Annotated in this window: 27 protein-coding genes; 26 read left to right on the top strand and 1 reads right to left on the bottom strand. The window is 47.6% G+C overall.

Features of this window, described 5'->3' with window-relative positions; all coding sequences use genetic code 11:
* Nucleotide 1 precedes the first annotated feature (1 nt).
* The 11 genes from AC0VZ8_RS19415 to AC0VZ8_RS19365 all read left to right on the top strand — a co-directional run bounded on the left by AC0VZ8_RS19415 (nucleotide 2) and on the right by AC0VZ8_RS19365 (nucleotide 10,138).
* Nucleotides 2-697 (top strand): YkoP family protein, encoded by a 696-nt coding sequence (locus AC0VZ8_RS19415; protein WP_475484105.1) that lies wholly within the window; start codon nucleotides 2-4, stop codon nucleotides 695-697.
* An 87-nt stretch (nucleotides 698-784) separates the two neighbouring features.
* Nucleotides 785-2,056, top strand: a complete 1,272-nt coding sequence (locus AC0VZ8_RS19410) for an alcohol acetyltransferase (protein WP_475484104.1) — start codon at nucleotides 785-787, stop codon at nucleotides 2,054-2,056.
* Nucleotides 2,053-2,730 carry a DUF6320 domain-containing protein gene (locus AC0VZ8_RS19405; RefSeq protein WP_071218661.1) on the top strand — a complete coding sequence of 226 codons (678 nt, stop codon included), beginning with the start codon at nucleotides 2,053-2,055 and terminating at the stop codon, nucleotides 2,728-2,730. Before AC0VZ8_RS19410 ends, AC0VZ8_RS19405 begins: the two co-directional genes overlap by 4 nt.
* A gap of 12 nt (nucleotides 2,731-2,742) precedes the next feature.
* Nucleotides 2,743-3,345 carry a GNAT family N-acetyltransferase gene (locus AC0VZ8_RS19400; protein WP_311200623.1) on the top strand — a complete coding sequence of 201 codons (603 nt, stop codon included), beginning with the start codon at nucleotides 2,743-2,745 and terminating at the stop codon, nucleotides 3,343-3,345.
* 211 nt (nucleotides 3,346-3,556) lie between these two features.
* Nucleotides 3,557-5,296 carry a sensor histidine kinase gene (locus tag AC0VZ8_RS19395; protein ID WP_260065744.1) on the top strand — a complete coding sequence of 580 codons (1,740 nt, stop codon included), beginning with the start codon at nucleotides 3,557-3,559 and terminating at the stop codon, nucleotides 5,294-5,296.
* A gap of 31 nt (nucleotides 5,297-5,327) precedes the next feature.
* Complete coding sequence (locus AC0VZ8_RS19390) at nucleotides 5,328-6,065, top strand: LytR/AlgR family response regulator transcription factor (protein WP_260065596.1); 738 nt, start codon at nucleotides 5,328-5,330, stop codon at nucleotides 6,063-6,065.
* A gap of 194 nt (nucleotides 6,066-6,259) precedes the next feature.
* Complete coding sequence (locus AC0VZ8_RS19385; RefSeq protein ID WP_071218657.1) at nucleotides 6,260-7,711, top strand: carbon starvation CstA family protein; 1,452 nt, start codon at nucleotides 6,260-6,262, stop codon at nucleotides 7,709-7,711.
* 197 nt (nucleotides 7,712-7,908) lie between these two features.
* Entirely contained in the window at nucleotides 7,909-8,553 is a 645-nt protein-coding gene (locus AC0VZ8_RS19380; protein ID WP_260065598.1) for a hypothetical protein, read from the top strand.
* 22 nt (nucleotides 8,554-8,575) lie between these two features.
* Nucleotides 8,576-9,103, top strand: a complete 528-nt coding sequence (locus tag AC0VZ8_RS19375) for a MauE/DoxX family redox-associated membrane protein (protein ID WP_475484103.1) — start codon at nucleotides 8,576-8,578, stop codon at nucleotides 9,101-9,103.
* 10 nt (nucleotides 9,104-9,113) lie between these two features.
* On the top strand, nucleotides 9,114-9,653 hold the full coding sequence (locus tag AC0VZ8_RS19370; protein ID WP_260065600.1) for a thioredoxin domain-containing protein: 540 nt from the start codon (nucleotides 9,114-9,116) through the stop codon (nucleotides 9,651-9,653).
* Between the two features lie 14 nt (nucleotides 9,654-9,667).
* Entirely contained in the window at nucleotides 9,668-10,138 is a 471-nt protein-coding gene (locus AC0VZ8_RS19365; protein WP_071218653.1) for a hypothetical protein, read from the top strand.
* A 28-nt stretch (nucleotides 10,139-10,166) separates the two neighbouring features.
* On the opposite strand, the gene AC0VZ8_RS19360 is transcribed toward AC0VZ8_RS19365, so the two are convergent.
* Nucleotides 10,167-10,343 carry a hypothetical protein gene (locus AC0VZ8_RS19360; RefSeq protein ID WP_260065603.1) on the bottom strand — a complete coding sequence of 59 codons (177 nt, stop codon included), beginning with the start codon at nucleotides 10,341-10,343 and terminating at the stop codon, nucleotides 10,167-10,169.
* Between the two features lie 38 nt (nucleotides 10,344-10,381).
* On the opposite strand from AC0VZ8_RS19360, the gene AC0VZ8_RS19355 reads away from it, so the two are divergent.
* The 15 genes from AC0VZ8_RS19355 to AC0VZ8_RS19285 all read left to right on the top strand — a co-directional run bounded on the left by AC0VZ8_RS19355 (nucleotide 10,382) and on the right by AC0VZ8_RS19285 (nucleotide 19,796).
* Complete coding sequence (locus AC0VZ8_RS19355; RefSeq protein ID WP_475484102.1) at nucleotides 10,382-10,786, top strand: NusG domain II-containing protein; 405 nt, start codon at nucleotides 10,382-10,384, stop codon at nucleotides 10,784-10,786.
* A gap of 409 nt (nucleotides 10,787-11,195) precedes the next feature.
* Entirely contained in the window at nucleotides 11,196-12,152 is a 957-nt protein-coding gene (locus tag AC0VZ8_RS19350; protein ID WP_475484101.1) for a metallophosphoesterase family protein, read from the top strand.
* A 53-nt stretch (nucleotides 12,153-12,205) separates the two neighbouring features.
* Complete coding sequence (locus AC0VZ8_RS19345; protein ID WP_260065605.1) at nucleotides 12,206-12,331, top strand: hypothetical protein; 126 nt, start codon at nucleotides 12,206-12,208, stop codon at nucleotides 12,329-12,331.
* A 4-nt stretch (nucleotides 12,332-12,335) separates the two neighbouring features.
* On the top strand, nucleotides 12,336-12,965 hold the full coding sequence (locus tag AC0VZ8_RS19340) for a hypothetical protein (RefSeq protein WP_475484100.1): 630 nt from the start codon (nucleotides 12,336-12,338) through the stop codon (nucleotides 12,963-12,965).
* Between the two features lie 186 nt (nucleotides 12,966-13,151).
* A complete protein-coding gene (locus AC0VZ8_RS19335) occupies nucleotides 13,152-13,697 on the top strand; it encodes a GNAT family N-acetyltransferase (RefSeq protein WP_475484099.1) in 546 nt (181 codons plus the stop codon).
* A gap of 23 nt (nucleotides 13,698-13,720) precedes the next feature.
* Nucleotides 13,721-13,999 (top strand): DUF402 domain-containing protein, encoded by a 279-nt coding sequence (locus AC0VZ8_RS19330; protein ID WP_475484098.1) that lies wholly within the window; start codon nucleotides 13,721-13,723, stop codon nucleotides 13,997-13,999.
* Between the two features lie 34 nt (nucleotides 14,000-14,033).
* A complete protein-coding gene (locus AC0VZ8_RS19325) occupies nucleotides 14,034-14,450 on the top strand; it encodes a hypothetical protein (protein WP_071218648.1) in 417 nt (138 codons plus the stop codon).
* 34 nt (nucleotides 14,451-14,484) lie between these two features.
* Entirely contained in the window at nucleotides 14,485-15,042 is a 558-nt protein-coding gene (locus tag AC0VZ8_RS19320) for a GNAT family N-acetyltransferase (RefSeq protein WP_475484097.1), read from the top strand.
* Between the two features lie 130 nt (nucleotides 15,043-15,172).
* Nucleotides 15,173-15,919 carry a GNAT family N-acetyltransferase gene (locus tag AC0VZ8_RS19315; RefSeq protein WP_220684822.1) on the top strand — a complete coding sequence of 249 codons (747 nt, stop codon included), beginning with the start codon at nucleotides 15,173-15,175 and terminating at the stop codon, nucleotides 15,917-15,919.
* A 195-nt stretch (nucleotides 15,920-16,114) separates the two neighbouring features.
* Nucleotides 16,115-16,837 carry a class I SAM-dependent DNA methyltransferase gene (locus tag AC0VZ8_RS19310; protein WP_475484096.1) on the top strand — a complete coding sequence of 241 codons (723 nt, stop codon included), beginning with the start codon at nucleotides 16,115-16,117 and terminating at the stop codon, nucleotides 16,835-16,837.
* Between the two features lie 15 nt (nucleotides 16,838-16,852).
* Entirely contained in the window at nucleotides 16,853-17,332 is a 480-nt protein-coding gene (locus AC0VZ8_RS19305) for a GNAT family N-acetyltransferase (protein WP_475484095.1), read from the top strand.
* A 121-nt stretch (nucleotides 17,333-17,453) separates the two neighbouring features.
* Nucleotides 17,454-18,038 (top strand): GNAT family N-acetyltransferase, encoded by a 585-nt coding sequence (locus AC0VZ8_RS19300; protein ID WP_475484094.1) that lies wholly within the window; start codon nucleotides 17,454-17,456, stop codon nucleotides 18,036-18,038.
* A 9-nt stretch (nucleotides 18,039-18,047) separates the two neighbouring features.
* Nucleotides 18,048-18,281 (top strand): hypothetical protein, encoded by a 234-nt coding sequence (locus AC0VZ8_RS19295; protein WP_339218017.1) that lies wholly within the window; start codon nucleotides 18,048-18,050, stop codon nucleotides 18,279-18,281.
* Between the two features lie 26 nt (nucleotides 18,282-18,307).
* Nucleotides 18,308-19,006 (top strand): YjjG family noncanonical pyrimidine nucleotidase, encoded by a 699-nt coding sequence (locus tag AC0VZ8_RS19290; protein ID WP_475484093.1) that lies wholly within the window; start codon nucleotides 18,308-18,310, stop codon nucleotides 19,004-19,006.
* Nucleotides 19,007-19,148: 142 nt separating this feature from the next.
* Nucleotides 19,149-19,796: an HAD family hydrolase gene (locus AC0VZ8_RS19285; RefSeq protein ID WP_339294173.1), complete on the top strand. Its 648-nt coding sequence runs from the start codon at nucleotides 19,149-19,151 to the stop codon at nucleotides 19,794-19,796.
* Nucleotides 19,797-19,800: the final 4 nt, after the last annotated feature.

The following is a 19,800-nucleotide window of genomic DNA, read 5'->3' as shown; positions in this document are numbered from 1 at the left end:
GATGACTACTGGAGAATCATGGAATGACATATTCAAACTAAAAAATAGTGAGGTGTTCCATCTGCTGCGAAAATTACTTAAAACCGTCATGCAAAGCTCCTGGATGATGTGGGAACGTATCTTCAGCTTCTTTTCCAGGTTCCGCAGCTCGCATATCTCGCGTTTTGGCATTTGCACAGTCATGATTAAGAAGCATCGAGGAGAGCGCATCGTCTGCGAGGACTCAACGATCATTCATAATGGAGATCTGGTAGGCGAGCTGCATTTGGACAATGAAACGATTCTCAAATTAATCCGATCGGAAGGGCCGGATCGTGCGGCTCTGAAAATAGCAAGACTTGCGAGAAAGTCCATGCTGCAGATTAGCCGTGCATATGAAGACCGGTCCGAGTTCAGCGAGGTCAGCGCGTTGGTCGGGATTACTTTGCTGCACCGTGGATTAACGCACGGTCTTGGTTTTGAGCATCAAGCGATGAAACCGGACTTGTTCCAGAAGCTGACCACGTCCTACCTGCGAATGCTGTTATCCGTGATGCACCCGGATGGCAAGAACCGGATTGATCGAAGAACGGAATTACTCGTTCCCATGATGTTAATACATACCCGCTCATCGCTGATGAAGCGATTTTCAATGGCGGATAAGCGGCCTTTACATGAAGAGGGGCATGCCATCTTGGTATCGGCGGTTGAAGCTTGAGTGAAAGTAGCATTGCCACGTACATAAGATAAGCCTGTTAAAAGTGCAGCTGAGTGGGAGTTCTAATAGAAATGAGGAGAGCAACAGATGGAAGAATGGTATAAACTTGACCACGCCGGGAAGCTGTTTCCCGCCGTTGCAGGAAGGGAAAATTCATCAACCTACCGGTTATCCATGATGCTGACAAGTGATGTGAAGCCACCGGTGTTGCAACAAGCGCTCGATAGCGTAATGAAGAGATTCCCTCTATTAAACGTCGAGCTTAGAAATGGCCTGTTCTGGAAATTTCTGCGGGAGAAGGAGACGCGTTTGATGGTGGAACCGGAATCCACCTATCCTTGTGCACCTGCAGCTCTCTCGACTGAGGGCGGAAGCTTGGTGAGGGTTTTATATCATGGCAACAAGATCAGCGTGGAGATTTTTCATGCGCTAACAGACGGGGGTGGGGCACTAGAGTTTCTCAAAACCTTGGTGTTCCAGTATTTATATCTGCTCGGCGAAAACGTAGAGGACAAGGAAGGTCTGATTTTGCCGCCCGCTTCATTTGCTCGATATGCCGAAGCACAGGATAGCTTTAAAGCTCATTATACATCGGCCACGGCCGACTCCAGAATGCCGGAGGCCCTGCAAATTCCCGGTACCCGATTCTCGCCTTATGGACACAACGTCATCCACGGCGTGATTCACGCCTCGCGGCTGAATGGGGCGGCCAAGCAGAAGGGAGTAACGCTCACCGCTTACCTGACAGCGATTTTGATTATGGCGGTTTATGAGACGACGTTGCCCTTCAACAACGATAACCGGCCGATTGTGATCAGCATGCCGGTGAACCTGCGTAAAATCTTTCCTTCGAGCAGCCTGCGAAACTTTTTTGCGGTCATTAACATTGGCGTACAGATGAAGGAAGGCATGACATTGGATGAGGTACAAGGTATCGTGCATGCACAGATGAAAGAGAAAACGACGAAGTCTTATCTAACCCAAGCGATGGCCGGCAGTATGAAATATGAGAAGAACCTGTTATCCCGATTCACGCCGCTGAAATTAAAGGATCTGGCGATTCGTTATGGGTTCGACCATTACGGTGAAGAAGCCAAAACGCTTACGCTTACCAATCTGGGCCGAGTCGATATCCCAGCGAGTATGGCTGCGCATATCGAATCAATGGAAACCACGATGTATCCTACGGCCAAGAGTCCAATGAACTGTGCCGTCAGTTCGATCAATGACCAGCTATCCATCACCTTTGCCAGGAATATCGTTGAGAGCGATGTGATCAGGCACTTTTTTCGTCAGCTTGCCAGCCTAAGCGGATTGGATATAAGGATTGTCAGCAATGATTGGGGGATGGGCGCATGAGATGCGAGAGCTGTGGGGTATCCGTAGACCCGGCGCACGCAGCATGTCCCTTATGCCGGAGAAATTTACATGGTAAGGGCGATGCACCATCAACAGGAAATTCTTGGTACCCCATCTATGAGGCTGTAGAGGAGCAGCGTGCGAGCAGTCTGTTATCCAAGTGGCTTACCTTCATTGCAGTGTCTGTCATCGGCTTATCATTACTTATCAATATTCTGGGAGACCACGAAGTATGGTGGAGTCTGTACCTCATGCCCTGCGTGCTCTATGCATGGCTGTTCATCAGACATACCTTGATGTCCAAGTCGCACCTCGGCGGTAAAATCGTCGTACAGCTGCTCGGGCTGTCCGGCATGCTGCTTTGGCTTAACGTGGCAGCGGGTACGAATTACTGGTCGACCGGTTACGTCATTCCGTTCCTGATGATGGCGGCAACCCTTCTGATTACCGTTATATGCTGCACCAGAAAAATGCGTTGGCGTGAGTTCGCAGGTTACTTGTTAACCCTGATCTTGCTTGGGTTTGTTCCCTTATTACTATATGCCGTCGGCATGACGCACGTATTATGGACAGCCGTTGCGACGGCCGTATATGCCTTACTAACGTTCGGCGGGATGTGTCTGATTGCAGATAAGGGATTCCGAAAGGATATGAAGCGCAGATTACATTTTTGACAGGAGGATAACATGATGTGCTCCATTACGATTAGAAGAATGGCAGATTATGAACGAGACGTTCGCGAGGAAGTGGCGGAAGTGTTTGTTGATGGGTATTATAACGAACTGTCCTATTTCACAGAGGATCGAAGCACGTTAAAGAAAGCATTCCGGAGTCTGTTCAGTCCTGAGGTGTTTTATGTGGCTGAGGTCCAGGGCGTCATTGTCGGGATTTTAGCCTGTTCCCATCATAGGCAGCGGGCCATGCCGGTCGAGTTAGCTCCGCTTCAGGAGGCTTTTGGAGAGAAGACAGGGGAGCTTGCATATAACGTCATGAAGAATGAATTTAACCCGGCACTGCCTTATGATGAGGAAACGGGTTATATCGAATGTGTGGCAACTACTACGAAAGCTCGCGGCAAAGGCGTTTCCACCGCTTTAATGCAGCATGTCAAAGAGGAGCTGCCATACAAGCGTTATGTTCTGGAAGTGACCGACAGCAACCAGGTCGCGCTATCGTTATATCAGAAATTAGGATTCCGGGAGATTGAACGCAAATCCGAGATAGATGCAGAGGAAAAAGGGTTCAGCGACCGTATTTACATGGAATGGAGAAAGCCGGTCTTCAGGTGATATCCATATAAACGAGAGACCTTCAACCGAATAGGATGGTATGGCGTTTAACAACCTCCGCTTTAGAACGAATTGAAGCGGGAGGTTTTTTTGTTGTTTTTTGAGCCTCTGCCATGATAATTTAGTATGTATTGCCAGGTTTACGGTAAACTTCTTAAGGAATCTATTCGTGACAAGTAAGCGATTCAAAATCAGATTGCGGGGTGACGCCATGTTTGAACTGCTGATTACAATGACCGAGCGGATTGGAATTATTGTGACGATTGCATTTATCGTAACCCGGTTGAGGTTCTTTCGGTCGATGATAAGTCAGGACAAGCTGACGTCAGTACAACAGATTCAGGCCGTATTAGTCTTCGGGATTTTAGGGATTATCGGGACGTATACCGGAATTACGGTGAACACTGAATCCCTTGAAGTCAACAAATGGATGATGCAAGTTTCCGGAGACGAAGCGATTGCAAATTCAAGAGTTGTCGGTGTTGTTATGGCCGGATTGTTCGGAGGCTATAGAATCGGGCTTGGTGCAGGACTGATTGCAGGACTTCACCGTTTTACATTAGGCGGGTTTACGAGTTTGGCCTGTGGGCTCGCGACCATACTAGCAGGTCTTCTGGCCAGCCTGTTTCATAAAAAGAATGAGCAGGTTCGTTTCTCAGCTGCGCTTCTAATGGGGGCATTGGCTGAGTCCCTTCAGATGCTGATCATCCTGCTTTTGTCCAGGCCATTCGAGCAGGCGATGTCCTTGGTCGGCTATATTGGAGTACCAATGATTGTAGCAAACGGAATCGGTTGTGCATTGTTTCTGCTCATTATCCGATCCGTTTTGAATGAAGAGGAGAAGGTGGCGGCTCAGCAGGCGCAAGCTTCTCTTCGGATTGCCCGCAGAACCATTGGGTATATGCGTCAGGGGATGAATGCGCAATCCGCGGAAGCGGTGTGCCAGATTCTTTACGAGGAAGTCAATGCCAGTGCGATTGCGATTACGAATGATCGGATGATTCTGGCCCATGTCGGAACGGGGGATGATCATCATGCGGCAGGTCGTCCGCTGCAGACGGAAGTGACGCGTCGGGTCATTGAACAAGGGGAGCAGCTGATCGCGGATCGAGCGCATATTCAGTGCCAGAAGCCGGATTGTCCGTTGGGAGCCGCTGTCATCGGACCTTTGAAACAGGGCGGTCAGACCGTGGGCACACTAAAGTTCTATTTTCGAAGTCCGAAGGACATTACCCATGTTACAACAGAATTGATGTCAGGTCTTACGATGTTGTTAAGCTACCAGCTGGAGGCTGCTCAATTGGAGGAAACCAAGGAACTTGCCAGAGAAGCTGAGATCAAGACGCTTCAAGCACAAATTCATCCGCACTTTTTGTTTAATGCATTAAACACAATACTCTCTCTAACACGAATTGATGCGGAGAAGGCAAGAAAGCTGCTGCGGAGTCTATCGGACTACATCCGCCAGAATTTGACCGCCGCAACTGCCGAGAAGGCCACGCTTCAGGATGAACTGCAGCATATACGATCTTATATGAGCATTGAACAAACCAGATTCGAGGATAAACTGCAAATTCAATATGAAGTAGAGGATTCCGCGCTGCAGGCGCTTGTACCGCCGCTGACCTTGCAGCCATTAATAGAGAACAGCATACGCCACGGTTTCAGGAACAAAACAGACGATTGTGTCATACTTATCCGCATTCAGGGTGATCCGGCTAACGGTGTATTCGTTACGATCAAGGACAACGGAACGGGGATTACGCCGGAACGGCTTCGGTTATTGGGGCGCCAAATGCTCGATTCTTCATCGGGTACGGGAATGGCTGTGTATAACGTGAACAGAAGATTGGCTTTGATGTATGGGCCCCATGCATCATTAAGCATCCAAAGTGATGAAGCGGTCGGGACTGAAATTCAATTCCAGATTCCCGCAGCCGCTAACGTATAACTCTACTCATGAAGGCAGGGATTTCTTACACATGATCGAACGCATCCGAACACTCATCGTGGATGATGAACGTTACAGCCGTGAAGAACTGATCTATTTACTGAAGCAGCATCCTACACTCGAGATCGTTGGAGAAGCGGATTCCGGGGAACAGGCGGTGTTAAAGACCATGCAGTTGAAGCCGGAAGCCGTGTTTCTGGATATTGAAATGCCCTTAATGAACGGGCTTGAAACGGCAAGAGCCTTGAACGAGTTGAAGCTCCCTCCAAAAATCGTGTTTGCCACGGCGTACCCTCAATTCGGTGTAGAGGCCTTCCGGTTCGAAGCGCTGGACTATTTGTTAAAGCCCATAGACGAAGAAAGACTGGCGGAGACGGTAAGGCGCCTTGAGCAATCATTACGAAGGGAAGGCCCGACAGCACCCGGTCATTCCAAATCTTCGGGCAAGCTGTCGTTGGATGTGGATGGGGAAATTATGTTCATAGACCCGAAAGATATTATTTATATCTCACGGGAGGATGCATACTCCAAGATCGTCACAGTTGATAAGCAATATCATGTTAAAACGCCACTCAAGGAGCTGGAAACGAAGCTTCGGCAGTATCCGTTCTTCCGGATTCATAAAAGCTATGTGGTACATCTTGATTATGTCAAAAGCCTGGTTCCTTGGTTTAACGGCGCATTCCAGCTTGAGCTGAAGGGGTGCAGCGACAAACTAGCCGTAAGCCGTAATTATGCCAAGGCATTTCGAGAGGCTTTGGAGCTTTAATGAAACGTGGATGTGTTAAGGATGGAACGCTCATGATGTGAATGAAGACTGCATGAGAGCCCTTTAATGTGCATAATAACCTTAGATTTGAACATCTTAATGCGTCTAGACGACATGTTAGTTCAAAATCGCCCTCTGATCTCGATAATTTCTTATAATCGATGTAAGCGATTTCAAGAAAAGGGGGCGAAGGCATGTATACCTTCATCATATCGATCATTCTGCTGGTTATTGGATATTTCACTTATGGAAAATACATTGAAAAAATGTTCGGAGTTAAAGAAGAGCGGGCAACGCCTGCTTATGTCAATCAGGACGGCGTTGATTATCTGCCGATGAGCTCGAACAAAAACTCGCTGATTCAGCTCCTCAATATAGCCGGTGTGGGACCCATCTTCGGACCCATTATGGGCGCGCTCTATGGACCGGTTGCTTTTATCTGGATTGTGCTGGGGTGTATTTTTGCCGGGGCTGTGCATGATTATCTGACGGGTATGATCTCCATCCGCAACCGCGGCGCGCATCTGCCGGAGCTTGCTGGCAAGTTTCTGGGCAAAGTGATGAAGCATGTTGTGAACGCTTTCGCGATTCTTCTGCTGGTCTTGGTAGGTACCGTCTTTGTGACTTCACCGGCCAGCCTGCTTCACAATCTGATGAACGGCAAAGTCAGTTTGTGGATCATCACCCTGTTTATTTTCGGCTATTACATTCTGGCTACACTGCTGCCCATTGATAAAATCATTGGCCGCTTCTATCCGATATTCGGCGCTCTGTTACTCATAGCATCTCTTGGTGTCGGCGGGATGCTGATTGTACAGCAGGTACCGATACCGGAATTGACATTAGCCAATTTGCATCCGGATCATATGCCGATTTTCCCGCTATTGTTTCTGACGATTACGTGCGGTGCCTTATCCGGATTCCATGCTACCCAGACACCGATTATTTCCCGGACTACACAGACCGAGAAGCAGGGACGTAAAATTTTCTATGGCATGATGATTGCCGAGGGGATTATTGCCATGGTATGGGCCGCAGCGGCGATGAGTTTGTTCCAGGGGTCTAACGGCTTGAACGAGCTTCTGGCAACCGGCGGAACGGGTCTTGTCGTAAGCGAGGTCGCGAAGGTGACGTTAGGTGCCGTTATAGGCACATTGGCTGTGCTGGGCGTGATCGTGCTGCCGATTACGTCGGGGGATACCGCATTCCGGAGCGCGCGCATGATCATTGCGGATTATATCAAGCTGCCACAATTCAGCATGAAGCGGCGCCTTAGCATTGCCATTCCTTTGTTTGTCATTTCCATTGCCTTAACGCAGATTGATTTCAATATTCTCTGGAGATACTTCTCCTGGGCCAATCAGGCCACCGCGGTTATTGCTTTGTTTGTCAGCGCGATGTATCTGTTCATTGCCCGTAAAAATTACTGGGTAGCGCTGATTCCGGGTGCGTTTATGCTCTACACAACGACGGTGTATATTCTGAACGCGGAGATCGGATTCAGGCAGTCCATGAATGTTTCTTATATCGCGGGTGCTGTCATCAGTGTCATACTGGTCATCGTATTCTTTAAAGCAGCCCAAAAAGCGCGCGCAGCCGAAATGCCGCTTGAGGTTGATATCTCGGATTATCATAAAGTCGCATAACCATATCATCGAGCATGCTTGCATAAATCCAAACCGTTTTTGGAGATTATCCATGGACGGTTTTTTTGTTCTCAATGAGATAACCTTGTAGCGGCATTCCCAGCGGATCGGATATTTGTATAAATAATCGACAGGCTGTCACTCATAAGATGAAGGAGTGAAGGGTTCATTTAGGGATGACGGGGAGGTGGCATGGCTTGCTGTCGATATTGCTCTTTATATTTGCCGTCGGTGCCGCGGTAGCCAGCGTCGATACCACCTGTGGGCTGAATGTGTTAGGCAGTCTGGAGGGCACGAAGGTCAGTAAATCCAAATATGCGCTGGTGTACATCGTGTCTTGTACCCTGGGCGGCGCTATGACCGGACTGGCGATCGGATGCATCAATTTTGGGCTGAAATTAACCCCTGTTGGTTTATATCAAAACTATATTATTGTGGTGCTGTTTGCGATACTCCTGGGCTTGGAGCTCATTCATAAAACGGGGATTCTCCCATCCGGCAATTTCATCGTTCCCTCCGAATGGATCAAGCATGCAGGGTACCGTTCGGCGGCATTATGGGGCCAGATTCTGGGCTTGGGTTTCATCACATTGCAGGTGGGCGTCCTCTTTCACGCTTATATCCTGGTCTCCTTATTCGCGGCTCCATGGTGGCTTAGCTTGCTGGCAGGGGCAACATTTGGAGTCGTTCGCGGCACCGTGTTCAGTCTCCCGCTGATCCGATCCATCGTATACCGTATGCTTGAAAAAAGGGTGCGCAATCTCACGCTGCTCTCGGCCGTGCGGCAAACGGTCTCCATGCTGTTGATCATCGGTTCCATCATCTGGATCATCAGCTATTGAAGAGAAAGGAGCATATGGGCCCATGTATGATTTGCTCGCAATATCCGTTACGCTGCCCATGCTGTTGTCCGTGGTGAGCTTTGGCTGGAGCCGTGCATTCGGTGATACGGATCGGTTCCCCGGAAGTGCCCGATTGCATGCGCTGCTCATCCTCCTGCAGGTCTTGTCAGTGACCATGGTATATGGTTTTCCATCGCGGTTCAGCTTCCTGGTCATCTCTTTACTTTATTTTGTTCAGGGTGTGGGCGTCGCTTATTTCATCCGAAAAAAAGGGAGGGTGGACTGCGGCTGTCTCGGGCCTCAGATCAGCTCCAAGCTAGGCTTTCCATTAATTGGGTTCAATCTGGCGATGGGACTCATGGGGTTGGCCTACAGCCATCCTGACTGGTTTGCGCATCGCCACTCATTTGATGTCACCGGTCTGCTTATGGAGGGGATGCTGCTGCTGCTATCGCTCTTTATCATCATAGGGGTTCCGGATGCCCTGCATGCGATCCGAATATACCGCGAGATTGCAGCAACTCATATTTCCAAAATAAAAAGGTTGTAAGGGGGCCGCGATGAACACCTTCTTCTGGATTTCATATACCATGCTGTGGATTCTGGTTGTACCTTTGGTCATTCTGAACCTGGTCCTGTTTCGGCAGTTGGGGATTATGGTGATGGGTACCGCGAGAGGCGTGAATCAGTCCGGTATTCCGGTCGGCCATAAAATCCCCGGGGCCACAACGACAACCCTGCGGGGTGCCGAGTGGTCCACAAGCGAGCTGATTGGCACGCCTTCCATCATGCTGTTTGGATCGCCGACGTGTAAGGAATGCGCCGATATTTTGCCGGATTTTAAGCGGATCGCCAGGATGAATAACGTGAAACCCATCCTTTTGCTATTCTCGTCCGCGGATTTGGCATCGGAGTATGTCCGAAAAATAGGTTATGACGATGAGGTGCTGATCGTTAGTTCGGAGTTTGCGAATCATCTCGATGTGCAGGTCACCCCTTATGCCTACGCGGTGGATATGGACGGTGTCATCAGGCATAAGGGATTGGTCAACAGTCGGGAACAGCTTGAAGCGTACGCGAAAGCATCAAGGGCTTCTTAAGACGAGGTGAGAGTATGTGGCGGAAGCCGGAGAACAAGGACGAAGAGATGCAGGTGGTGATCAGCCGGGTTACCCGGAAGATGAATCGGAAGTCGCTGTTGAATAAATTTGCGCAAAAAACGGCCGAGACGCTTGCCAAAGTATTAGTCCGTCCCGATGATAACGATATCGTTAAAATCTCGTTTGCTGCGGGGCCCTGCCGGCCTCCGCATGGACAATATTGCTCAGGCTGCGGCGCAGATGCCTCCTGTCCGTCGGATTATATTATTTGCACCCCCAAGACGGTGATCGACGATTGTAAAGGCTTATGCCCTTATCCTTCCGGCTGGTGGTATACGAGTGATCCTGCGGGACAACGGGCCAAGTGCCAGGATTGCATCTCGCGTTATGTACATCCGTATGTCGGAAGGAATTGGTGCTATCAGGGAGCACGGGTCTATGGGCGGTATGTAATCTGTGCATGCAGGTCAACGGAGTTGTATTGATAGAAAAGAGGGAAGTGATTCAAGCAATTTATGATGAAATCACTGCCTCCAACACATGATCGAGTCCGTTCCGGGCAGCCGGCAGGTTGCCCCATAGCGAGAGCTGCATCAAGGCTTTCGCGGCTTGCTCCTTCGGTTGTACAAGCTGTTCACATGGATAACGAATGTGACAAAATTCATTTCGGTGGTTTCGTACATCGTTCATACTGGGGTTCCAAAGACTGTGCATGTGGAGGAGGGAACATGTTGTCCAGAATAAGACGCGGAGATATGATACTGTTTGCCTTGATCCTGATCCTTGGCTCCTTCACGGGACTGCAGTGGTGGAAGCATAGCCATGTAGATTACCAGCAGGGAGAACTCAAGGCTTTGATTACAGTGAATGGCAAAGAATACGAGACTGTCCCGCTGACCGCGGACGAACGTATCATTGATATTAAAACCAAGTTTGGACACAACACACTGAAAGTGTATGACTACGGGATCCAGATGATATACTCGGATGCTCCGAAGCGAATTGCACTGGATATGGGATTTATCTCGGAACCCTACGAGCAGATCATCTGCGTACCGACTAGAGTCGTGGTTGAGGTGTTAGTTCCCGAACACGAACAGCGTGAGACGGAACTGGATGCCGTGGTAGGCTAAGATCAAGGTACTAGAGCGTATGACTACCATAAATTTTACTGAGAGCCGGGGGTTAATACCGGTTCTTTTCGTTATGTAGGACAATGGTGTAAATGCAAGGTTAGCGTAACTTTTTAGCAGAAAGAATAGTTATAATTAGAGAGGAAACGAAGTCAGATAACCACCATTTTCCGATGAATAAATCCGAAGGAGGCTGTTACATGCTTTCCATTGTGAAAGGACCGTACCTGCAAAACCCGACCGGGCACAGCATGACCGTGATGTGGGAAACGTCGCTCCCTGCAACTTCCAGGGTGGACGTCTTGCATGCTGAGAGAATACATAGCGGACATCAAGGGAACTACAAGCAGCCAGTTCACCTTTCGGTACTTTTGCCGATGGGTCTCCAACACGGATACACCAAATCAGCGTGGAGGGCCTCGAGCCCGGAACCACTTATTATTACAAGGTCTACTCCCAGCATGAATCGGATGAGATTGAGTCTGACTTTTATATGTTGAAGACGGCAGCAGGACAAGGTGAGCCATTCTCTTTTACGGTGACCAGTGAAACCGGAGGTTATAGCGGGTTCGATTCGTCGGGAGGACGTATTAATAATAGAATTTTCAGCCGAATGAAGCAGTATCGACCCGATATCGCATTGTTTGTAGGAGATGTCGTCCATGACGGGAAGAACGCCGAGGATTGGGACAAGTATTTCTTTGGACCAGGGCGTGATTTTTTTGTGGATACACCTTTTTACAGCTGCCTGGGAAATCATGAGGACAACGCGTCATGGTATTACGATCTGTTTGCATTTCCGGAGCCGAAGAATTTCAACGCATTTCATTACGGAGACGTTCATTTCATCTGCCTGGACAGCACGGATTTGATCAGAAAAGAAGATTATCCTCGCAGCTCCGGCGTGATGAGTCCGGGAAATGCGCAGTACGATTTCTTGGAACGTGAGCTCTCAACAAGTAATGATAGGTGGAAAGTTGTATATTTTCACTACCCGCCATATGTTTCAGGCGGATATCAAGTCGAGGATCTACGACAGCTTTCCCCGGTCTTTGAACGGTATGGGGTGGATCTGGTTATCAACTCGCATACAATTGTATATGAGCGAAGTCACCCATTGACGAAAGGGACCGTGGATTATGACAATGGCATCGTGTACATCGTAGCAGGCGGCGCCGGAGCCATGCCGGACTGGTTACTGCCCAAGAGGGAATGGCATACCTCGCAATCCTTGGCGGTGCCTCATTTTCTACAAGTCGTTGTAACGATGGACCGCTTGGAAGTGCGTGCCATCGATGATGAAGGGCGATTGTTTGATACGATGCGGATTCGAAAAAGCCCTGAGGGCAAGAGGGATTACACATAGAAGAGCTATGTCGATTGGAGGTCTCCAGTCAGAGCAGCAAAGGTGGAGAGATTATGGATATGATCGCATTGATATTGATTGTAGGCTTTTTATTCATTGTGGTATATTTGCGGGCGATCTGGAACGTATTGCTGGACATTCGAAACGAGTTAAGAAAAGATAACGACAGAGGGGCATGATTAGATGATGAACGAGAAAAAAGACTACTCCCACGTATACTGGATCGGAGGTTCCCCTTGTTCAGGCAAATCCACGATTGCCGAAATGATCACGAAAGATTACGGCTACACCTATTATCAATGTGATCTGTTCAACGAGAAGCACGTAAACGCATGCAATCCGTCGGAGCATCCCACCATGTTCCGTTTGAAGGATATGGGCTGGAATACATTATGGTCACGACCGGTTGAGCAGCAGATTCATGAGGAGCTGGAGTTTTATCGCGAGGAATTTCCGATGATCGTGGATGATATATCGGCCATGCCGGCCGGCCCCCCCATCATTGTAGAGGGAGCAGCCCTTTTACCTGAAAAAGTAGCACAGCTGGTATCCAGCCCGCATCAGGCAATATGGATCGTACCGGTTCCGGATTTCCAGAAGGAGCATTATGCGAAGCGCACATGGATCCACGATATTCTGAATCAATGCGATGATCCCGACAACGCGTTTCAGAATTGGATGGGACGAGATATCGGTTTTGCGGCATATGTGGCCAAGGACGCCATGAATCGGGGGTTCAAGGTTATATTCGTGGACGGAAACAGAAGTATTCAGGAGAACTATGAAGAGGTTAAACGGCATTTTAATCTATGAAAATATTAGGGAAATAAAATGAAGAAACTCAAAATTACAATTTTGGTTTTGTTGGTGTTCGTGCTTGCCGATTGACTCCAGAGGGGGAAGCCCGTGGAATTACCCGCTCGGAGCTAAAACATTATATTCCCAGGGACGGATAGGTAATTGTCTAATTTTAGTTAAGTAGTTCAAGGGGGGCGTCGCATGACCATAACGATACAAACTTCTCGTCTGCAATTGAAGACGATTGATCGGGATCGGGCAGGGGATGTGGTGGATTTTATCGTCAAGAACGATGAGCATTGGAAGGTATGGGAGCCAGCTAGAGAAGCTGAGTTTTATACCATCGATAAGCAGGCGGAGATACTGGGAGCGGAGAGTCGAAGCATAGCAGACGGATTTCTGTTTAAAGTGTGGCTGCATAAAGATGATGAGATTATCGGTTCGATTGCGATCAGCAATATCGTTCGGGGCGTCTTTCAATCGGCCCATGTGGGATACAAGCTGGCAAAGGCTCATACGGGGCAAGGGTATATGACCGAAGCGCTAAGGGCCGTGGTTGCCTATTGTTTTGATACGATGGGGCTGCACCGGCTGGAAGCTAACATTATGCCAAGAAACATAGCTTCGTTGAATGTAGCGAGAAGATTAGGCTTTTACGGAGAAGGACTGGCCATCAAATATTTGAAGATTAACGGCGTCTGGGAAGACCACCTACATATGGTAATCCGCAATGAACGCATGGAATAACGCATGAGAACGATATTTCTAGGGTGAATGGAGTTAGTGACGAAGGGATCCCTTATTGGGATGATCTCTATCTGGATGTTATTGTGCTTCCAGACGGAAAGCTCTTCATTCAAGATGAAGAAGAGCTTGAGGAAGCCTTACGCCAAGGGCATATTGAGTTTCAAGATTATAAGCTGGCTAAAGAAACGGCGGCAAAGATCATTTTGGAGATCCGGTCTGGAGAAAACAAGGTGATCAACAATAGTATCAGGCACTTTTGGCAATTGATTACGGATATAGGGGGGTGTAGCTCTGAAGAGTAGACGTCGAGTTGGTTTATGGATCTGTATAGTTTGGATGGTATTAGTTTTGTGCTCCTGCCAGAGCGAAGGGGAAAAGGTAGAGCATGTTGAGGCTTTTATTGTTGAAAATACAATAATGAATGCTGGTGGATTCTATGTGCCTGCAGGTTATAAAAAAGTGAATTCCATTACCAACCATGAAGATAATCGAGGAGCAACGCTGTCGCGAGTACGGGCGATTGAAGACTATTATGATAGCGACGGAAACTTTATTCTAACAAAGGTGTACGATCAGAGTCATAAACGATTGAAAAATCTACAGACGGAGGATACAAACAATCTCGAGCAGGAGCTTGATCAACCTCTAACCATCCACATCCCTGATGATCATGCTTGGAAACCTGTCCAGTTAACCGATGAACAAAAGGATGAGGTTAAAGCCCATGTTATGAAACACACCAAAGATCTGTGAGACTATTGTAATTGAAGCTACAAGGAGGCCTAACATGCTTCAAGTAGAAGTCAGGCGACCAAATCGCGGCGATATAAAAGCTATGGAGCATTTTTTCAGGTTCGTAATTACCGATACTTTTGCCAAAGAAGGCTTGGTAGATTTACTGGAGGATATTGAACAGGAGATTGACAGCAAAAATAGGTACCTGAACGCAGATTTTGAAACGAACGGAGAGCAGAGATATTTTCTCATCGGACTGCTAGATAGCAGCATTGTGAGCTGCATCGAGTATGGACCATCTAATGCATTGATCCGGGAAGCTACCGATGGGAGATTGCGTGATGTGGTTGAAATCGGAACGGTATTTGTTCATCCGGATTGCCAACAGCAAGGGATCGGAAATCTAATGTTAAATATCATGTATCTTACGCTTCTCAATAAAGGATTGACGGAATTTTGTTTGGATAGCGGATACGCTCGTGCACAGAAGATATGGAAGAAGAAGCTGGGTGAACCCGATTATGTCCTACAGGACCATTGGGGGAGTGGAGTTGACCATATGATATGGAAACGAAGACTCGCAGATGTTCCAGTTATATTCAGTTTATAAGGCGCTTAATTCCACTAACGAAACAGGGTGAACGGTCTGGTTCAGAGTAAGGAATAATACATTTTATTTATTGAATAAAAATGCATATTAACGTATATTTATTCCTAACATATTTGTAGGAGTGATTTACGTGCATAAGAGAATCGAGGAGCTTACCTTAAACGCTTGGCCAGCGCTCCAAACCTTGACACAACAGGGATGGTTGTTACGATTTGCAGACGGCTATACCAAGAGATCCAACTCAATTCAAGCTCTCTATACGGAGTCTTCGATCGACCTTAATAGCCAGATTGAACAATGTGAGCGTTTATATGTTAAGGCCGGACTTGACGTCGTATTTAAAATCACACCATTCAATCCGCAGGAACTCGATCCTATTTTAGAATCCAGGGGTTATACCCTATTGGATCCTACCAGTCTTCGAGTATTGGCTCACTTGGATGATATGGAGTCCCCATCCCATAAGGAAGTTCAGATCGAAGACAAGCTGACCGATGAATGGCTGGATGTGCTTGCGGACTTAACCGGAATATCCGAGAAGAACAAGGCTGTAAAAAGAAAGCTGTTTAACTATTCCGTGATACAATATGGATTCTTCATCCTATATGATCGTACTGAACCTGTAGCATGCGGAATTGGTGCATTGGAGCAGGGCTATGTAGGAATATATGATCTGGTTACCGCTCCGGCCTGTCGAAATCATGGGTACGGCAAACAGTTAATGTTACATATTCTGCATTGGGCCAAGAAACATGGGGCTACAAGCAGCTATTTACAGGTGGTACAGAATAATTTTGCCGCAAGCCGATTGTATGATCATCTTCAGTATAAAGAGATCTATTCCTATTGGTATAGGCACAAGCATATCGAAGGGTAAGCACAACCATAATCATGGATGTTCATAAGTCTGCTGCTTACTTGAACAAAGGGTTACTCAATCTGAGGAACGGTTGTATAATCATGGAAGATGACTGATGCGGATATCCCGGCTTTAGATGATGTTATCTAAGTAGGGTGTTTTTGTCTACGAACTTTTATTTGGCTGCAGATTAAGACGTGAAGGTTACTTACGATGCGGAAAGTTGGTGTATCCATGTTTGATTTATCGTCGAAATATTATGACGTGATTTACAGCTTTAAGGATTATGAGCAGGAGGCGCAGCAGGTCCGGCAATATATTAGAAGACAGGGTAAGGATTACCGGACTTTACTCGACGTTGCCTGTGGAACCGCGGAACACGCCTTTTTCTTAAAGCAGCACTATACGATCGATGGTATCGATTTAAATCCGGAATTCGTTTCGATCGCGAAGTCGAAAAATCCGGATGGTCATTATTCGGTTGCCGACATGACCCGTTTTCGCTTGGACCGGAAATATGATGTGATCTTATGTCTGTTCAGCTCCATCGGGTATGTGAAAACGCTGGATCGGTTGGTGCAGACCCTAACGCAGTTTAAGGAGCATCTGAACGAGGAGGGTGTCATTCTGGTTGAGCCGTGGCTGACACCGGATGTCTGGACCACCGGAAGAGTGGACACGATCATGACCGAGCATCGCGGGATCCATATGAGCAGGATGTCCCATTCGGACCGCGAAGGCGATATTTCGATCATGAAAATGGAGTATTTGTTTGGAAGCGAGCATGGTATCGAGCATTATACGGAGGAGCATCGCTTGGGGCTCTTTACCGTGAAAGAGATGATCGAGGCATTCCAGGAAGCGGGCCTTCGCGTGGAGCACGATCCGGAAGGCATGATTGGAAGAGGCATGTATATTGCACAAAATGTGAAGTAAGGAGGACCTTGTATTATGTACATCCATAGGCCGCTGGCAGACGAGGATCTATCAACGTTATGCAGCTTTCCTCAGACGCCGGAGGAGCTGTTTTATGTTAGTCCCAGATCGGAGTTCCCTTGGACGCCGGAGCAAGTCTTGAGTTTGCTGGAAAATCGATATGATCCCACGGTTATTGTTGAAGAATCTAGTGGGCAGGTAGTGGCTTACGCAAATTTTTATGAGGATATTGATCAATCTCTGTGGCTTGGCAATGTTATTGTTGCTCCGTCGCATAGGGGAATGGGAGCCGCGCAGAAGCTGTTACAGACCATGATGGATATAGCCAAAGAGAAATATGGAATGTCTCGCTTTTATCTTAGCTGCCATAATACCAATTCCAGAGGGCTTGTTTTTTATCATAAACTTGGTTTTGAGCCCTACGATGTCCGAATTACGACGTTTGATGATGATCGGAAGATGATTACCATCCAGATGAGGCTGAATTTGGTCTGAGCTGGAAGGAATATTTAAAGCCGTTCAACTGTTGAGCCTGATGGTACTTATACTCGGGCCGGTCAATTGATGCCATCGTCATGGGCCAGGGAACATAAGCAAATCAATACAGGAGGCTAAATTGAACCACAAGATAAATATCGATGCTCAAGAAATATCCTTTACAATTGAATGTGAGGACATCCTGCTCAGGGAATATATGGTGAAAGATGTTGATGCGATCTTTAAGATCACGCATGAACCGGAGATCAGACAGTTCCTGCCCGGTTGGGATGTACCCAGGGAACAGCGGCTTGAATGGTTAACCAACTATGAAATTGTGGAGAATCGGCAGTTCTTGCAGGCTGTTCAAAACGGCGGGGATGTGGGAGAGCTTCGTCTGCGACTAGCCATGGTCTTGAAAGCAACAGACGAATGTATCGGCTGGTGCAATACAGGTCCTAAAGAGGAGCTGCCCCAGCCCAATCGAGAAATTATGTACGGAATCTCGAATCAGCATTACAATAAGGGATATACCACCCAAGCTGTAAGGGCATTAATCCAGTTTTTGTTCCAAAATACAAGCGAGCGCGAGCTGAGTGCATTAGCCGTTCTTCATAATCATGCCTCCAATAAAGTGATCCAAAAATGCGGGTTTAAGTATGTGGGCGAAATTGAGCTTGAGCAGGAGCGGCATCATCTCTATAAACTCCGAAGAGAGAGTTAAGGAGGTATTATGAAACAGCTTGCTTTGGGTGCAGGGTTCTTTATTTTGATCGAATTGCTTCTATTTATGCTCTTCGGAGTAGACGAATGGGTCATGATAATACTGGCAGTAGGGGTAATCATTACATTGTTATTGTTAATACTTGTTCGTCTAACGGAGCTGGTAAAGAGTAACAGGGATCGTCTAAAGCACCAACAAAGGCAGAAGATTCGGGAATTGAATCAACAATCCAGATTGGAATAAGTAAGCAGCATGTAAGGAGGGCAGCTGTGCGTTACAACGTTATTTTATTTGATGCAGATGAAACCTTATACGACTATGCCAAGTCGGAGGCTTTTGCGTTATCCGGCGTATTTGGCGAAATTGGTCAGGAGTGCACGGATGCCATCGTAGACAGCTACAGACGCATTAATCAGCAGTTGTGGAGTGATTTTGAGCAGGGGAAGGTTACACAGCGTGAATTGCGTACGGCCAGGTTCGAGCGTCTGTTGGCAGAACACGGCATTACGTGCGCCTTGGATGCCGATGCCTTTAGCGATGTTTACATAAAATATTTAGGGCAAGGCTCCTTCCTAATGGAAGGGGCGGAAGAGCTGTGCAGACAACTGACCGAGCGCGGTCAACGAATGGCGATCATTACGAACGGAATTAAGGAGGTGCAGTTTAACCGTATTAGCCGATCGTCGTTATGCGATTCCTTTGAATGCATCATTGTTTCAGAGGATGCAGGGTCCCAAAAGCCTCATGAAGGCATATTCGATTATGCCTTTGATAAGTTGAACCATCCCGACAAGAGCGAGGTTCTTATTGTTGGTGATTCACTAACTTCCGATATACAAGGAGGTATTCGTTACGGGATCGACACCTGCTGGTATAACCCGCTGCGCAAGGCAAACCCGACAGCCATTCAACCTAAATATGAGATTCATTCCCTTATGGAGCTGCACGATATCCTTTCATTTGAGTGATGTCTTTGTATCCTGCACCCGCTGCGGCTTCGTCGAAGTATTCAATCCCGATGTCCTCAGAGGCCATAAATCCGGAGTGCTGGGAACGGTACTCGATATAATCTGGCGTTAACTAAAAACATTTCATCAAAGGAGTTTGAACATGATACAGGCATTTATTTTTGACATGGATGGGGTTATTATTGACAGTGAACCGCTTCACTTTGAAGTCGATATTCAGGTGATGAACGACTACGGATCGGCGATAACCCATGAACAGCTGGAGCAGTATGTAGGTATGACCAATCCGGAGATGTGGGCAGCCATTAAGGATGAACATCAGCTTACCCAATCCGTTTCGGAAATCATTGAATACCAATTGTCCAATAAAATTGAAATGCTTACTTCCCGGGAAATGGAGCCTATTGATGGCATACGGGAGCTCCTTGCGGAGCTTAAAGCACGAAACATACCGGCGGCTATAGCATCTTCATCGCCACCTGTATTTATTTCAGCCGTTTTGCGTAAGTTTGATCTCCTGGATCATTTTCAATGCGTTGTGAGCGGTGAAGAAGTGGAGAAGGGAAAACCGGCGCCGGATGTATATCTGAAGGCGGCTGAATTGCTCGGTGTGGATCCGGAGCATTGCATGGTGCTTGAGGATGCAAGGCACGGCGTTGCTGCAGCGAAGGCGGCTGGCATGAAATGCATCGGCTTCGTGAACCCGAATTCGGGGAATCAGGACTTATCGCAGGCCGATCATGTGGTGAACTCGGTCCGAGAAGTCCCGCAAATTTGTCAATTTGAATAGCACA

The sequence above is a fragment of the Paenibacillus sp. QJM3NY_38 genome (assembly GCF_056173265.1).
The sequence above is the reverse complement of the archived record's forward strand: the minus strand, read 5'-3'. Positions and strand labels throughout refer to the sequence as shown.